At 54.6% G+C, this 16,542-nt stretch carries 14 protein-coding genes; 7 read left to right on the top strand and 7 right to left on the bottom strand.

The features are described from left to right. Positions 1–58 precede the first annotated feature (58 nt). Entirely contained in the window at positions 59–1,069 is a 1,011-nt protein-coding gene (locus tag U5914_RS01485; protein ID WP_336133641.1) for an LLM class flavin-dependent oxidoreductase, read from the top strand. A 97-nt stretch (positions 1,070–1,166) separates the two neighbouring features. On the opposite strand, the gene U5914_RS01490 is transcribed toward U5914_RS01485, so the two are convergent. From U5914_RS01490 to U5914_RS01500, 3 genes are all read right to left on the bottom strand, one after another. Continuing rightward, positions 1,167–2,330: an ABC transporter substrate-binding protein gene (locus U5914_RS01490; RefSeq protein ID WP_336133642.1), complete on the bottom strand. Its 1,164-nt coding sequence runs from the start codon at positions 2,328–2,330 to the stop codon at positions 1,167–1,169. 243 nt (positions 2,331–2,573) lie between these two features. Further along, positions 2,574–3,611, bottom strand: coding sequence for an LLM class flavin-dependent oxidoreductase (locus U5914_RS01495; RefSeq protein ID WP_336133644.1), 1,038 nt, complete (start codon positions 3,609–3,611; stop codon positions 2,574–2,576). A 157-nt stretch (positions 3,612–3,768) separates the two neighbouring features. Continuing rightward, positions 3,769–4,905: an acyl-CoA dehydrogenase family protein gene (locus U5914_RS01500; protein ID WP_336133646.1), complete on the bottom strand. Its 1,137-nt coding sequence runs from the start codon at positions 4,903–4,905 to the stop codon at positions 3,769–3,771. 166 nt (positions 4,906–5,071) lie between these two features. Here U5914_RS01500 and U5914_RS01505 point away from each other — a divergent pair, with 166 nt between their 5' ends. Further along, on the top strand, positions 5,072–6,175 hold the full coding sequence (locus U5914_RS01505) for an LLM class flavin-dependent oxidoreductase (protein WP_336133648.1): 1,104 nt from the start codon (positions 5,072–5,074) through the stop codon (positions 6,173–6,175). A gap of 146 nt (positions 6,176–6,321) precedes the next feature. Here U5914_RS01505 and U5914_RS01510 read toward each other — a convergent pair whose 3' ends face one another. Next, positions 6,322–7,131, bottom strand: coding sequence for an endonuclease/exonuclease/phosphatase family protein (locus U5914_RS01510; RefSeq protein ID WP_336133649.1), 810 nt, complete (start codon positions 7,129–7,131; stop codon positions 6,322–6,324). A gap of 334 nt (positions 7,132–7,465) precedes the next feature. Between U5914_RS01510 and U5914_RS01515 the strand changes: the two genes are divergently transcribed. Continuing rightward, positions 7,466–9,310 (top strand): acetyl-CoA carboxylase biotin carboxylase subunit, encoded by a 1,845-nt coding sequence (locus tag U5914_RS01515; protein WP_336133650.1) that lies wholly within the window; start codon positions 7,466–7,468, stop codon positions 9,308–9,310. A gap of 37 nt (positions 9,311–9,347) precedes the next feature. On the opposite strand, the gene U5914_RS01520 is transcribed toward U5914_RS01515, so the two are convergent. The 3 genes from U5914_RS01520 to cofC all read right to left on the bottom strand — a co-directional run bounded on the left by U5914_RS01520 (position 9,348) and on the right by cofC (position 11,072). Then, a complete protein-coding gene (locus tag U5914_RS01520; RefSeq protein ID WP_336133651.1) occupies positions 9,348–9,800 on the bottom strand; it encodes a MaoC/PaaZ C-terminal domain-containing protein in 453 nt (150 codons plus the stop codon). A gap of 251 nt (positions 9,801–10,051) precedes the next feature. Beyond that, positions 10,052–10,309, bottom strand: coding sequence for a hypothetical protein (locus tag U5914_RS01525; protein ID WP_336133652.1), 258 nt, complete (start codon positions 10,307–10,309; stop codon positions 10,052–10,054). A 106-nt stretch (positions 10,310–10,415) separates the two neighbouring features. Continuing rightward, positions 10,416–11,072, bottom strand: a complete 657-nt coding sequence (gene cofC / locus U5914_RS01530; RefSeq protein WP_336133653.1) for a 2-phospho-L-lactate guanylyltransferase — start codon at positions 11,070–11,072, stop codon at positions 10,416–10,418. Positions 11,073–11,207: 135 nt separating this feature from the next. Here cofC and U5914_RS01535 point away from each other — a divergent pair, with 135 nt between their 5' ends. The 4 genes from U5914_RS01535 (at position 11,208) to U5914_RS01550 (ending at position 16,435) form a co-directional block, all read left to right on the top strand. Beyond that, entirely contained in the window at positions 11,208–12,470 is a 1,263-nt protein-coding gene (locus tag U5914_RS01535; RefSeq protein ID WP_336133654.1) for an ABC transporter substrate-binding protein, read from the top strand. Positions 12,471–13,861: 1,391 nt separating this feature from the next. After that, positions 13,862–14,698, top strand: coding sequence for a 5'/3'-nucleotidase SurE (gene surE, locus U5914_RS01540; RefSeq protein ID WP_336133656.1), 837 nt, complete (start codon positions 13,862–13,864; stop codon positions 14,696–14,698). A gap of 278 nt (positions 14,699–14,976) precedes the next feature. Beyond that, positions 14,977–15,648 carry an NADPH-dependent F420 reductase gene (gene npdG / locus U5914_RS01545; protein ID WP_336133657.1) on the top strand — a complete coding sequence of 224 codons (672 nt, stop codon included), beginning with the start codon at positions 14,977–14,979 and terminating at the stop codon, positions 15,646–15,648. A gap of 22 nt (positions 15,649–15,670) precedes the next feature. Beyond that, complete coding sequence (locus U5914_RS01550) at positions 15,671–16,435, top strand: coenzyme F420-0:L-glutamate ligase (RefSeq protein ID WP_336133658.1); 765 nt, start codon at positions 15,671–15,673, stop codon at positions 16,433–16,435. The last annotated feature ends 107 nt before the right edge of the window (positions 16,436–16,542 follow it).

Raw genomic sequence — 16,542 nt, forward strand, 5'->3', positions numbered from 1 at the left:
CTCGAGACGGGGGTTCGTGGGCAGAAGTGATATATGACGGCTCTCATATCGATAGCGTATGGCACAGCTCGATCTCCTCTTACCGGAGGGCAAAATCGGCAACTACACCATTCAAGATACCGTCGAACTGGCGAAAGCTGCTGAAGCGGCAGAGTTCCGAACGGTTTGGAAGGGCGAATCGTACAGCACGAATTCGTTCATGAACCTGAGTAGCATCGCGACTGCGACCGAGACCATCAACTTGGGGACAGCGATTACGAACGTCTTCACCCGCCCACCAGCGCTGATCGCGATGAGCGCGGCGACCCTAGATATGCTGTCCGACGGCCGAACGGTACTGGGGCTCGGCGTGAGCACTGAGACCGTCATCAAGTCGTGGTACGGGCAGTCGTACGAACGGCCGCTCCGCAGGACACGAGAGATGATAGAAGTCCTGCAAGCGATGTTCGCTGAGGAAACCGTCGAGTACGACGGAGAGATCTTCGATGTCGGGCCGTACCCGGTGGGGTTCGACATGGACCGAGAAACCATGCCGATCTACAACGCCGCGATGGGGCCGACGAACTGTAGACTGACCGGAGAGTATGCCGACGGCTGGCTTCCTGTCTATACGCCGCCGGAAACCATTCGAACTCTGTACGAAGAGGAGATCCTCCACGGTGTGGAGGCTGCAGACCGCGATCCCGCTGACGTTTCCGTGACCCCCCTCGTCACGACATCAGTGGCGGAGACGACAGCAGCAGCCCGAACACAGGCGAGGCGGTCACTCGCACAGGCAATGGCCGTCGGATACAACGGCCATGTCGCCCAGTTTGGATTCGGCGACGCCCCTGACGAAGCAGCTGCTCACTGGAGAAAGGGGAATCGTGACGCTGCTACGGCAGCGATATGCGACCCGATGGTCGACGAACTCACAGTGGCGGGCACCCCTGAAGAGTGCCGAAGTCGGTTACAGGAGCTACAGGAGCAGACGGGTGCCGACACGATTTCCGTGATGCCGCCCTATACCGCGACACCAGCCGATATCGAATCGATGCTCACCGCCCTTGAGCCCATAACCTCAACGTGACAACCGCGTCGCCGTGACCGACTGCCGCTATCTGCTCCGTGATCGCTTGCTCGCTGCTGTCGCAGCACTTCCGTGACCGTTCACTGCTTGTTCGTTTTCAGTCCATATTGCACGCCTTCTCGCTGCACGGCAGCGTCGCCACGTCTGCGCTTTTCGTTCCGGCGACACTGAAGTAGTCGCTCTCTTCTTCCTTTTCATCCGGCGACTTTCCACGAAGGAGGAGCATGTCCTTTATCGAGAGGTGGTCACACTCACGCCACCTTGCGGACGTGATCCAGTCGAATTCCCGTCCTTCGAGTTGGGAAATGATACCATCTGCAGCCGTCTCACCATCCTCGCGTTCGATGGCGGAAAGAAGCTCCATCGCACCTTCGTACGAACCTGCTTCCCACCAACGTGGTCGGTGGTCATTGCTCTCGAGATACTGGTCACTGAACTCCAAGGCGTTCTCCTGTCGCCAGTAGAAGAAGTTGGTCCCGTATACTCCCTCAACTGCTTCTTCGCCAGCACCCGCTGCGAGTTGCGGGCTAACCATCGGGAAAATGAATTCCATTTCTTCTTTCAACCCGGCTTGGATAGCCTGCGAGAGGAAGGAGATAACACCGCCAAGGTTGTAGATGAGAAACGCGGCGTCCGCATCGCTATCCCGCATGGCACTGATGCCGGTACTGAAGTCCTCGTTGCCCTCCGGGAACGTGGTTCGCTCGACGACTTCCGCGTCCGTTGATTCGAGCGTCGCCTCCGTCGCATCCGCCATGTCACGTTCCCCAGCTAAATCGGCGTGATGGATATGGAGCGTGTCGAAGACGTCGTTCTCGTAGGCAGCGAGGATACTCGCAGCGTTCTGGCGGCTGTTCGGGCTATGGTGGAACGTGTAGCGGTTACAGTTCTCACCGGTTATCTGGACGGAGGTCGCCTGTGGGATGTACGGAACACCCTCTCGTTTGGCGACATCCATGATTCCGAGACAGGACGCGCTGACGTAGCCTCCAAGGAGTACGTCCGCGTCCTCCTCGGTGATCAGTTCCGTCGCAGCCGGCACCGCAACGCCCGGATCACCTTTCGTGTCCCGAACGGCTGTTTCGACTTTCTTCCCAGCGATTTCGCCGTCGAACTGTGATTGAATCGCATATTCGACCGCTTCGACTGACCCGTTGCCGTACACTGCCGGTGGTCCACTCGTTGGCACCGGAATCCCAAATACGATCGAATCGGACCCGCTGGTACCGCTGTCACCGAGACAGCCTGTGAGACCCGTCAACCCCGCAGCGCCGGCGGATCCCGCAATAAATGTACGTCTTTTGACTCTTTTCATGAGCTATCCGCTCCTCTGGATGGAAACGCTGTTACTCGTTGGCATTCCGGATAAGGGGTGAATCCACATAGTAATATCTATTTTGGTAATACCGCTGAAATATAACCCGAAGAAATCGTGACTCACCACTGCTCCCTTTCAAGTCTGGATCTCAAAATAGGCTCACGTCGGAGAGAACGGAGGTGATTGTCAGTTGAAGTGCGGAATGACTTCCTGCCCGAAGAGCTCGATCGATTCTTTCAGTGCGTCGGAGTCGAGACACGGTTGGGCAGCTTGGTACACGAAGTGGAAGTCGTCGCCGAAGATCTCTTGATATCGCTCGATCTCCTCGATCATCCGCTCGGGGGAGTCGTAGTACATCGCGACCTCGTTGAAGCCAGCGTGGAGGTCGTTCGGATCCTCGATCATACCGGCGTTGTGATACCAGCGCCCGTATTGGTCTAGGGTCTGCTCCCAGCCGTCATCGACGATCGATTCGGCGTCTCCCCCATCAGTCAGGAACGCGAAGTTCCAAATGACCAGTTCCTGTTCATCGGGGTCTTTTCCTGCCTCCTCGACTGATTGCCAGTACAGGTCGACGGCCTCCTCGGCTTCCTCGAGGCCGACGAGCGAACCGATGGTGAACCCATCGCCCATCTTCCCGGCGCGTTCGATCGCGGGTGGGGCGAACCCGCCGATAATTATCGGCGGTCCGCCGTCCTGTGCCGGTGGCGGCGTGACGTTGGCGCCGTCGAACTCCCAAGAACTGCGCTCTCCCTGCAACACTTCGTGTGGTTCGTGGTGCAACGGTTCGTCTGCCCACGACTTCCGCAGTATCTGGATGAGGTTCCGCAGTCGAACTGCGCGTTCTTCGAGGGGCACGTTGAAATGCTCGAACTCTTCGACCCGATAGCCGTTGCCCACGCCGAACCGTACTCGTCCCTCCGAGATGTTGTCGATGACAGCTAGGTCTTCCGCCAGTCGCACTGGCTGTTTGTACTGTGGCCCAAGAGCGATGTTGGTGCCGATATCGATGTCGTCAGTCACCGCAGCCAATGCTGCCATTCCCGACGTAACCGACGGCATATAGCCGCCATCCGTGAAGTGGTGTTCGGTCAGCCACGCACAGTCGAAGTTGTTCTCCTCGGCAACCTGAACTTCCTCTATCATCTCTTGATACAGTTCCGAGTGTGGTCGATCGTCGTCTGGGTGTCTGTCGCAATTGAAGGTTCCAATTCCGAATTCCATGGCTAATTTCTCACCTGCAACGGCCATTAATTTCCACCGGTACTTATAGCTACGTCTTTTGTGAACACGTGTCAGGGCAGCACATAACAGACTCCTCAGTGAGTGACCATCAACAGAACACAAGCGGAGGCTGGAACGTGTTTGGTTCCAGAATCAGTCAGAGTAGCGAGGGGAGACCATCGCTCTTGACGACTGAGGCGATGGTGTTCTTTTGGATCTCGTCCGTACCCGCCGCGATACGCCGGCCACGAGCGAGGCGGTAGAGGTATTCGAGGGGGTGGTCGCGCTGATATCCGTTTGCCCCATGAATCTGGAGGGCTTCGCTAACTACCGATTCGGCCATCGTTCCGGAGTAGAGTTTCGCTATCGACGCGTCAACCCTGTCGGGGATACGGTCTTGTTCATGCGCCCGTTCAGCGGCACGATACGTGAGTGCTCTGGACGCCTCTAGTTCCGTGACCATATCGGCTAGCTTCCACTCGATGCCCTGAAATTCCCCGATCGGTTGGTCGAACTGCTCTCGCTGCTCGGCGTATTCGAGAGCCTCGTCCAGCGCACAGCGAGCGATCGTATTCGCCAGCGTCGCACTCCCCAGTCGCTCCCAGTTCAGGGCTTTGAGCTGGTTTTTGAATCCTTCCGTCCCTCGAGTGAGAACGTTCCGTTCGGGAACCTTGACGTCTTCGAGATAGAAGTGTGTCTGCTCGTGATCAGCCATGTTAGTATAGTGCTGCTGAATCTCGATACCGGGTGAATCGAGGTCGACGATCACTGATCCGAGTCCTTCTGGAAACTTCACCCACGTGACGGCGGCACTCGCATGTTTGACATTGCTTACCCACGTCTTCTCGCCGTTAATGACGATGCTATCGCCGTCGTCCTCGGCGGTGGTGTTCATCGACCCCACGTCAGAGCCGGATTCCGGCTCCGAGATGGCGATTGCGATGGCATCTTCACCGGCTGTTACCGGTGGAAGATACTCCTCTTTAGCCTCGTCGGTGCCGAACATCTCGATGGCCCGTGGTGCGACCATCTGTTGGTTGTACAGGAACTCCGCGGTGTCCGGACAGACTGACCCGACGATCTCGATGGTGAGCATTGCCTCGAACTCGGACATGCCGCCACCACCGTATTCCTCGCCGATATTGATGCCGAGGAAACCTTGGTCCGCCAGCAACTCGACGTTCTCCCACGGTGGCTCGCCATCCCACTCGAAGGCCGCGTCGCTGAACTCGTTTTCGGCGAGTTCCATCAGAGACTGTGCTAACATCTGCTGCTCTTGGGAAAGCGCGGTCACAGTGATTCGACCAACGGAAATCAGATAATTAAAACTTCCTCCTCACCCGGCAGCAATCGACTATCTTCCCCCGATCCGGAGCGAGCAGAGCTGGACCGGATAATGATTATATATCATTAATAAACTTTAAGTATAGTGTGAGCACTTACCAAACGAGGGCCGACAAATGAGAATAGGGTATATGCCCGATACACACGCGGCCGACTACGATGCACCGCATCCCGGTCGCGACGAAGTCGCAGAGTTCATCGACCACTTGCTCGAGACGTCACAGATGGCCGAAGACGTCGGTTACGACGGATTGTGGGTTCCTGACCGACATATGCGTCCCGAGACCTACGTTCCGGACCAGATGGGGCTGTTGAGTTCCTTGGCGACACTCACCGACGAGATCAAGCTGGGAACGTGGGCGAACGTGCTCTCGCTGTACAATCCGATGCGCATCGCCGAGCAGGTCGCATACATCGACCAGCTCTCGAAGGGTCGGTTCGTCTACGTCCCAGCGATGGGGTACCATCCCGGCTACCCCCAGTACTTCGGACACGACCCCGATGACAAGTTTGGACGCTTCATCGATGGATTGGAAGTCATCAAAGAGGCGTGGGCTTCTTCGAAGGACGAGCCGTTCAGCTTCGACGGAAAGTATCACCAGTTTGAGGAGGTCTTCCAATCTCCTGACCCGTATCAGGAACCGAGACCTCCCATCTGGCCGGGCGGCCAAGCCGACCCAGCGATCGAACGCGCCGGTGAACTAGGAGAGGGGTGGGCGCTGGACCCGTTCCCTCTAGAAGAAGAAACGTTCAAGCGCCAGATCGACCTCTACAAGGAGGCTGCCGAAGAGCGCGGTAACGACGCCCGCATCGGATTGATGCGCGATGCATACGTCGCCCCGACTAGGGAAGAGGCAGAAGAGGTCTTCGGCCCGATATTCAAAGAAGAGTTGTTGTTCTACTACCATCAGGGAATTCTCACACATCACCCCGACTTCCAGTCCGAGGACGACTTCACACTCGAAAACCTGCGTGACCACATGGTCATCGGGAACCCCGAAGACTGTATCGAGAAGATGGCGGAGTACGAGGAGAAGTACGACATCGACTACTGTGTAATGCGGTTCCGCCTGCCAAAGGGGCCGTCCTTGGAGAAAGAGCGCGAAGCAGTTGAGTTGTTCGGCGAGGAAGTCCTTCCGTACTTCCACGAGGAGGATGATGGTGAGTGGATCCTGAACAATGAAGAAGATACCGAGACCCACATGCTCGCTGGCTTCTGACGATTGACACGGTTTACAGCCGTATTGTCGGCTAGCAGACGACCACGTTGCCATGGTAGCTAAACGGCGTCGTGGCTCGAATCCGGGTCAAAACGACCTGGTGTTCGGGGCCTTTCTTAGTTCTGGGCGCAGCCTAGTCTGTCTCGTCACCTGTCGGCGGGGACAGAAAGGCGGGCAAGTATCGGGGAGTGGTCGGAGGCAAGGCTGTGGTAGACCTCCGTCGAATCGACCGACACCTCGGACGTACAGAACACGTAGTCGATGCGTCGGTGTGGGGTGTATGTCCGCTCGTAGTACTCCTGCGGCTTCCGGTCAACGTACGGCGTCGGGAAGGTAAACCGATCGTTGCCGTCTTCGGCAAACGCGTCAACAAAGCGTTCGGTTAGTCTGTCGATCGCCGGCCAGCTCGGCCGAGCGTTAAAATCTCCGGCGAGAATCGTCGGCCGCTCCAGCGTGCCGAGCGACTTGAAGAGTTCGTCTAGCTGTCGCTCGCGGATTTCGCGACTGAGACCGAGATGCGTGTTGACGATTCGTAGTTCGATTCCGGCACATTCGACGACAGCAGTAATGTAGCCTCGCTGGCCGCCGTCGGCGGGACTGGTGAGCGTATCGTATTCAACGGACTTCACGGTCCCATCGACGAGAATCAGATTGCCGAACTCGCGGGCAAGGCTACTATCGGTAACGCCGAGGTCCTCTTCGACTTCCTCGACGTCATCTTCGGTGAGGGTAACGGTTGGTCCGTACGCACCGTCGTGGTCCAGCATTGATTGGAGTTTTGCTGGCTGGTCTTCGAAGCCGGTCTCTTCGGCGAGTTCCCGTTGTACTTCCTGTAGGCTGATGACGTCCGCATCGAGTCGCTCGAGAACGTCAGCGACACGTTGCAGACTATGTCGCCCGTCGATACCGATCCCCGAGTGGATGTTGTACGAAACGACGGACAACTCTCTACTCACGAGCGCCCTCCCTTACTCGGCGGGACAGTGTAACGCTCAACCGGATTGCCGCCACGATATTCGGTACAGAGACGCGTTCTGCCGACTGACTGCCCGTTGCTGTGAACGTTCTGGCAGGCCGTGTTTGGCGTCGACACTCTATCGAATGCACGTCCGACGCCCCCTGTATCCAGTGTCATAACATCGGTATCATTGAACGCGATTCTAATCACAACTGTGGTTTGCTGGACAGGGTACATGCTGACCCCCGTCCGTGCTGCGAAGGTGATCGATACCCTCTCTCAGACACCACACACCGACAGAATAATACACTGGATGTGTAAATATAGAGTTGATGCCGTTTGACAAGGTGCTGATTGCCAATCGTAGCGAGATTGCGGTCAGGGTGATGAATGCGTGCAAGGACCTAGGAATTGAGACCGTCGCGGTGTATAGCGACGCTGACAAGGACGCTGGCCATGCCCGATTCGCTGACGAGGCGTACAATATCGGTCCAGCACCGGCGAGCGAGTCGTATCTGGACCAAGAAGCGATCATCGACGTCGCAACGCAGTCCGGCGCCGATGCCATCCATCCGGGATACGGGTTCCTCGCAGAGAACGCCGAGTTCGCACGCCGAGTCGAGGAGACGGACGGTGTAACTTGGATTGGCCCCAGCAGCGAGGCGATGACGCAACTCGGTGAAAAGACGAAAGCTCGGACGGTGATGCGAGATGCCGATGTACCGATTGTCCCCGGCACCACAGATCCCGTCGAGAGCGTTGACGACGTGACTGCCTTCGCCGACGAACACGGCTACCCGGTTGCCATCAAGGCCGAGGGCGGTGGCGGTGGGCGCGGTATGAAAGTCGTCCGCGAACCGGACGAAGTAGAAGCACAGCTTGAGAGCGCCAAGCGCGAAGGAGAAGCATACTTCGACAACGATTCTGTCTACTTGGAACGGTATCTCGAGAACCCGCGGCACATCGAAATACAGATTCTCGCGGACGAACACGGCAACGTTCGACATCTCGGCGAGCGCGATTGCTCGCTCCAGCGTCGCCATCAGAAGATCATCGAAGAGGCACCGAGCCCGGCACTCGACGCTGACATGCGCGAGGAGATCGCTGCGGCGGCACGTCATGGCCTTGAGTCGACAAACTACACGAACGCCGGAACAGTAGAATTCCTCGTCGAGGACGACGAATTCTATTTCCTCGAAGTGAACACCCGGATTCAGGTCGAGCATACCGTCTCAGAGGAGATTACGGACATCGACGTCGTCAAGTGGCAGCTTCGGGTCGCGGCCGGCGAGGAGTTGGCCTTCGAGCAGGACGATGTGACGTTCAATGGCCACGCGATAGAGTTCCGCATCAACGCGGAGAATCCCGCGGATGAGTTCTCACCCGAAACCGGAACTCTCGAGACGTACGACCCACCCGGAGGAATCGGCGTTCGTCTCGACGATGCGATTCGACAAGGCGACGTGGTTGGTGGTGAGTACGACTCGATGATCGCGAAACTGATCGTTCATGGCACAGACCGTACAGAGTGTCTGGCACGGTCACGCCGTGCGTTCGAGGCCTTCGACGTGGATGGGCTGTCGACGACGGTTCCGTTCCACCAGTTGATGCTCGACGACGAGACGTTCATCGACGGGGCCCATACCACGAAATATCTCGACGAGGAGCTCAGTCAGCATCGCCTCGAATCTGCACAGGAACAGTGGGGTGCCGAGACGAACGGGACCAGCCCCGGTGACGACTACGTGGGTCGGGAGTTCCTCGTCGAGTTGGGCGGTAGGCGGTTCGAGATGACGCTGTATCAAGAAGAGGGTGAGGCCGGGATTTTCGGGCCACAGGCTGACCCAGCGTCGAGGGAGGCGGCCGTAGCGACCTCAGAGGGTGACAGTACCAGCGATTCGGGACTGCTCGACGCAGCCGAGGGAGAAGCGGCCACAAGTCCCCCTTCGACTGATTCAGGCGACAGCAACCGGATTGAGGCCGAGATGCAGGGGACGATTCTCTCGGTCAACGTCGAGGAGGGTGACGAGGTTGAGTCGGGCGACATTATCTGCGTCCTCGAAGCGATGAAGATGGAAAACGACATCGTCTCCAAGTACGATGGGACAGTAACGGAAATCGGTGTCAGCGAAGGTGACAGCGTCGACATGGGCGACCACCTACTCACTCTCGACTGACGGTCGTGTATGCCTGGTTTGCTTTCAGGTATGATCGTCAGTTCCCGTTCGCTCCCCGCGTTTCTATCATCGTAAGCGCGGTCCATCTGATTTTCTCGATCGCGTTCTCATCGAACCCAGTAACCTGGATATCGACATCCCCTCGCCCGTGACGGCGGTCGATCCCGTGCTTCTTCCGGACGGTTACTTCGACCGAGAGCGTATCATCGGGGTATACCGGTTCAAGGAATCGTAGTTCATCTACCCCTCGGCCTCCGAGAATTGCGAAGTTCTCCAAGACCCCATCCGTTGCAAGGCGGTTACAGACAGACAAAGTGTGTAGTCCGCTGGCGATCAGACTACCGAACATCGAATCTTGGCCGTAGTCTTCGTCGATATGAAACGGCTGAGGATCGTACTGTTCAGCGAACGAGACGATTTCGTCTCGGTCGAAGGTATAACTGCCGTGTTCGTACGCTTCACCGATGGTGACGTCTTCGTAGTATCTCACACTCGTGGTGGTGCCCACAGAAAAAAATAGCTTGCTGACAGCGTTCAGCACCACCTAACTGAAAGCAACGTGACGTGTCAGGGCGTCCACCCGGCCTCTTGATGGATGCCATGGTTGTCGTCGGGTGTCTGTTCGACATCACCCAGCGTGACCGTATCGGCAGTGGACCGAGAAGTTCCTGCCGTTCCCAGTAGACTGGATAGTACCTTTCTCGACTCCTAGAGACGCGTTAGGCGCGTTAATGCTCCGATTTAGTATTCTTTGTCGCAATCGTCTGCCGACCCTCTCGGGTTGGCCACCACGCTGTTGTCGTTCCTGTGGTCAGTAAGTTGATACCGACCCTTCCCAAGGTGTTGGATGAGGTCCTGCTCACAGAGATTGTAACACTCGATATCGATCGATACTGCGGATTCGTCGATGGCATCTGCGAGGTCACGTATCTTTAGGGTCTGTTGTTCGTCCAGCAGCCGGAGAATCTCTATCTGTAGATCAGTCTGCTCTTGCGGCATGTACATGCATAGCAAACATATAGCTACTTAATTTGTGGGATTCAACCGCTTGGCAAAACCGTGAGCGAGCAATTCGAAACTGTCGACGCGGGTTGCCCAATCGGGGCTATCGATTTTCACTTGAGTCTTTGCGAACAGTGACTGTGCCGCCCTCATCGTCAATCCAGAACCGGTCCCGTAGGTATCGTCCCGCTTTCCCCTGTCCGTGGAGGAACAGATCGACGAGGTCAGAGGGTTCGTCAATATCGCATGCGAGCCTGAACGAGTCGACCTCAGCAATATCGATTCCGTTGGCACTTGCGATTTCGCGATGGTCGCGGAAACTGGCACCGTGGTAGTCGACGTAAAAGTCGCGTGAGCGACTTACCAGCGCATTCGTTCCTCCACGCTGACCGGGAGCGATTACGAGAGCCGAATCGGGTTCGAATAATCGCTCGATTGCATCTACGGTCAGTAGACCGAGATCGGCCATGACGACAGCGGTCGGATCGGTAGCGACATCTGATTTTCGTGTCTGGTCGCCTCCATTCGTCGGTAGAACTGAATTGACAGCTTCGCTCAAGGGCTCGGTCAAAATGGTGGTCCTGACGTCGAGGCTCACTGACTCGGTCGCCAGTACGATTGGGTTGTGTCCAGCGTTGACGACCGTCTCGTAGACATCTATAAGCATAGCACGGCTCAGCCCTCGGCGTTCGTCCCGTGAAAGAGAAGGTGAAAGACGGGTCTTCGGATTCTCGGAGCGATACGGGATATAGACGTCCATACCCGAACTGGGTCCCATATTTCAATAAAAGTATCCCGTGCTAGGAACGACGTAGTTTCCAAGTTGGTGGGGGAGCAAGTTTTGCGATTCTAATTTTCCTTAGTTTTATACCGAAGAGAGACATTGACAACCAGTATGTCGGATGGTAAGCGGGGGCCCAACCGCCAAGACGTAGGTGCATCGATGGCGACTCGAATAGATAGACGAACAGTGTTGAAGGGACTCGGAGCGTCGGGAGCAGTCTCCCTTGCGGGCTGTACCAATCCGCTCGGTCAAGGTAGCAATGAAGCACTGAAAATCGGATTTGTCGTCCCCACGAGCGGTCCGTTTGCTTCAGCTGGTGAAACGATGACGCAATCCCTCGAGATGGCAACGTCCCGGGTCGAGGAACAGGTCGCCGGTCGACCAGTCGAAACCTTCGTTAGAGACTCGGGAACAGAAGCGGGCACGGCTGTTCCAAAAACGAACGAGTTGATACAGTCGGAAGACATCGACATCCTCATCGGAGGATTCAGCAGTTCCGTAATTCTCGCGCTACAGGACGTCGCAAAGCGTGAAGAATTGCTGTATTTGCCTGTCGGCGGCGGCGCAACAAGTATAACCGGCGAAAAATGCAACAAGTACACGTTCGCGGCTCACTCGAACGGGTACCAATTCGCGGGCGCGCCTGTTGCGGCGTACGAAAACGGGTTGTTCGATAGTTTGTATGTGCTCGCTGGGGACTACTCAGCTGGCCGTGCGACAACCAACGCTGTCGAGCAACTACTCAGAGACGAGCGTGATGCAGACGTCCGTGGAACGAGTACGTTCCCGCTCGGAAACCAAGATTTCAGTTCACAGATCTCCGACGCACGTGAAAGCAATGCCGATGTTTGCTACTTCATTTCGGCTGCGTCGGACTCGATTCGATTCCTTCAGCAGGCGAGGGGTGCGGGCCTCCATAACGAGATGGACCTGTTTTTCGTCTTCGCTGGGAATCTCCTAGCCAATGCCGTTGGCTCAGAGGCGCTTGACGGAGTGTACGCTGGAACCCACTTCTACTGGGAGGCCGAAGGCTCGAAAGAATTCAGCACTGCATTCCGCGAGGAGTACGGACAGTTGCCGGACTGGTTTACCGCCCCGGCATTCGATGCCAGCATGGAAGCGCTCACTGCCGTGGATACCGTTGGATCCGCATCACCAGACGATCTGATTCAGCATTTAGAGGGACGGGAATTCAACTGGACCCGGCCTGCCACTTGGCGGGCTTGCGACCATCGGGCTATCCAACCGTTCTATCTCTTAGAAGGGAAATCGCCCAGCGAAAAGGAGAGCGAATCTGATTATTACAACGTGCTTGATTCGATGGGTGGTGAGCAGATTATGCGATCGTGTCAAGACAACAACTGCGATATGTAGCGTTCGGGAGAACCGTCAATTGAACCCGCGAAGACGCCAAATACACGTCTCCTGTTGAGCGCCGGTGGTCCTAATCACCAGCCACCTACAGTGCTTCGGCAGGATGGACCCGCTCGTTCAGTGATGCTGACGAATCACGTGTAAAACCAGCATGGCGGATCAATCGGTATGCAGACTCTACTTCGATGTACCACATATCACCGCTAACTTTTTAGGTATGATATAGCTGCGTAGGGGTCCGAAGATCCCGGATGGGCTGTTTCGGTATGTTCCTCGAGCTTAGCTCTGAATATCACTCTGAGAGCCCCGATTCTCCAGTACTGCGTTGCTACGGTATCTTAAGGTGGTAACGACACCAGTACGAATACGATCTAAACAGAATACTCAGGTATAAGTTTCGTGAAAAAACTAAATGTAGTGACGTGGAACCAGCCAATGGCTAATGTATATTACAAGATTAATAAAAAGGGTGTCATATCCGAGTTTATCGTATCGGTTCTATTTGGGAGATACCAGTCGACGGGTCCTGTCATAGACTGACATCCATCGAATACGGACTATTCTCGAGACTTTCATTTCATACAGATGTAAGAAACCGTTCCGCCAATCTCGGACATCCTTGTCATGAACTAACACGACACAAGAAGGTAACCGTGAATCGTATCCCTGACTTTCTGGCTAATAATAGAAGTGTTATACTGGGCGAATCAATCGCGTTTTCCTTCCGAGGAATGGGGCTACCGGTAATTAGACACTAGGACTAAATATCAGACGTTGATGGTGCTGAGGTCGGTCAGGCTGCCTGAAAAAATGATCAACTTCGAATAGGAGATTGGCGGATTTCGGGAACTGGCCTCTGCCGAGTAGACAGTACTCCTATGTTCGATCTGGTAATCTGAACTCGTACGTCATATTGAATAACAAAGTTAGAATTGTTAGTTTTATTGGCATCCACTAGCTCTCACGCTAAATAAACATCAGCAAGGATATCCGACATAGTCGGATTCAATTCGGTATCTCATTACAAAAGTCGGTCTTGATGGTCACAGTGGGTTTCGAGATTATTTATTCGGACTACATCGAGAATCTGCTTAGATTGTACAGGCGACCGTTCAGGAAGACGTTGATGGTCTCAAGATGATGCGTTCAACGACCTCCTGTTCTTGTCGGTGGGCTAATTCCTGTCGATGACGAGGGGTCCTTCGAGAGGTCGGTGTTGACGAAGTGTTTAGACTTGGTCATCGATCGACGAGACGATCCGATTTGTCCGTGAATACGCTACTACAGCGCGGTGATTCCGAAACAGGTCAGCTCTCGTAATGAATGATCGAATAAGGGCAAGAACAAATACCGGGGAAGTCATTATCTGAATCACTTGAGGGTGTATACTTGTGTCCTCCCAAAATCCGCCAACGGTTCTGCTAACGAACGACGATGGAATCGATTCAACAGGGATTCAAATATTGTATGAAGAGCTTTCTGAGTTCGCTGATGTCACAGTCGTTGCCCCAAGTGTTGATCATAGTGGTATCGGACGGGTTCTTTCCTTCGGGCGGTCCGTACCGCTTGGAACTGGATCGGATAGTGAAGGGGTGGAAGTAGAATCTTCTGACTTGAAGCATGAAGTCGCGTATGCTGACCACGAGTTAGGATATGCAGTCGAAGGAACTCCATGTGATTGTGTAATTGCCGGAGTAACCGCGCTAGAACTAAATCCAGACGTCGTCGTCTCAGGATGTAATCCAGGCCCCAATCTCGGTGTTACTTCTTTTGGACGTTCAGGCACCGTTTCTGCTGCGGTTGAGGCAGCCCGCCTCGGTGTTCCTGGCGTTGCAGTGTCGAGTGGAGAATACAAACCAACCGACGAGGACTACCAGTACGCGTGTGAGTTCGCCCGTAATCTGATTGAATTTTCACTAGCAAACGAGGTGTTTCGCAATGTTGACTACTTGAGCCTCAGTATTCCCACTTCGAGTTATCGCTCTGTCAGACTCACACGACCCGTAGAAAAATACGGATTCACTGCAACTGATTCAGGTGAAAAAAGCGTCTTCGAGTTCAGCCATGCAGAGACGCGTAGAACATTCACAACCGCGGAATCTAGCACGGATTTGATTTCTGACAGAGAAGCGCTCAAGCAGGATTCGGTGAGCATTACCCCGTTTCAGCTACCATTTACTCCAACACCGACGTCTACACTCAAGGAGTTTGTCGATAGTCATTGTTGACGAACACGCTCGGCCACCTGCGCCGGAAAGCTCACGTCTGACAACACCGAGCTCACGCGGGGCGGTCCCATAATAGGTTGGCCTGACTATTCCCTAAACGACGCTGTATTATTAACCTAAATTGACTTCTGAAATGTTGTTAATTCATCAATCGAGGTCGAAGACGGACCGAGATGGGGCCGTCGCTACAATCATTACCAAAATTTAAAAATTCTATATTATCCTTAGAATGGTGTAAATCACACAACGATTATGATACTGCTGTGCGATAACGACATATGCGGATTGCCATACTAGGTGGAACTGGTGACATTGGTGAAGGACTTGCCTTGCGCTGGGGCTTGGATACGGATCACAAGATCATTGTCGGCTCCAGAGATCCACAAAAAGCACGTCAACACGCGACTGCATACCGTGAGAGAATCCGTGAGCAAGGGGGTGAAAGCGATATAGCAGGTGCATCAAACATCGATGCAGTGGGCGGGGCAGATGTCGTATTGCTATCTGTTCCTCCCGAGTATGTCCTAGAGACGATAGAGACAGTTGCGGGTTCACTATCCGAGGATATGGTTGTCGTGAGTCCGGCCGTTAGTATGTCACGAGACGATAGTGGTTTCCACTACGAACAACCCGAAAGTAGCGGAAGTGCTACTGCCATCGCTGAGGAGGCCACTCCAGATGGTATCCCTGCCGTCGGGGCGTTCCACAATATCTCAGCAGATCGTCTCACGAATCTTGATACAGAATTAGATGTCGATACAGTTGTTGTTGGTGATGGCAAGGAAGCCAAATACCTAGTAAAAAAGTTGGCTGACGAAATCAAAGGCCTTCGCGCTATTGACGGGGGAGATTTGGCAAACGCCCCAGAAGTAGAAGGAGTCACACCTTTACTCATCAATATCGCGATGAACAACGAGGAAATGAACCACCTAGGGGTGCGTTTCCAGTAAACGATAACAGGTTAGAAGTATCATGGAAATCACCGCTATTCCGGACTTGCCTGAATTTCAAGTTGGAGAAAATATCGCCACTCACATCGAATCCCAAGTAGAACTTACGTCAGATGATGTGGTACTGGTCGCCAGTACGATTGTCTCCAAGGTTGAAGGACGACAAGCGAGACTTGCTGATTTTCCGGCAAGTGAACGTGCAGAAGATATTAGCACACGGTTAGAGAACCTCACGGGCGAGACAATGGAACCCGAGTTCGTCCAAGCCGTGCTTGAAGAAAGCGAGGAACTACTGATCGAAGCCCCATTTCTGCTGGCTGTAACCTCTTTTGGCCATATCACAGTCAATGCAGGTATTGATCGCTCAAATATCCCAAATTCGGACCTCCTCATGCTTCCAAGAAAGCCATCCACGAGCGCCAAACGGATACGTGCCGAGCTTACAGTTGATGCCGACATCGTCATCACCGATACGTCAGGAAGACCATTTCGACACGGACAGCGAGGGGTTGCTCTAGGATGGGCTGGGCTTTCACCAAATCGTGATTGGCGCGGTGAACACGACCGTGATGGGCGTGAACTCAGTGCGACGGTACAATGTATCGTTGACGAGTTAGCGGGTGCGGCGAACTTGGTCACTGGTGAAGGTGACGGTGGAACTCCGATTGCAGTCGTACGTGACTGGTCCTTCGGTGATCATGCAGGTGATGAGAACGTATTCCGAGATTCAGCAGAGGATATCGTTCGACAAGCCCTCCGATCATGGTCTTTTGACGACGATTCGTAGAAAAGCTACTATCGGCTGTTCAACACGTTGGGGGCCAAATGCCGTACGAGAGTTTGCCAAGAGGACGCGGCTAGTTGGCAAGCATAGCTGATGTTTCTTAAGGCGTA

The organism is Natronomonas amylolytica (assembly GCF_037031205.1).
GTDB classification, from domain to species: domain Archaea; phylum Halobacteriota; class Halobacteria; order Halobacteriales; family Haloarculaceae; genus Natronomonas; species Natronomonas amylolytica.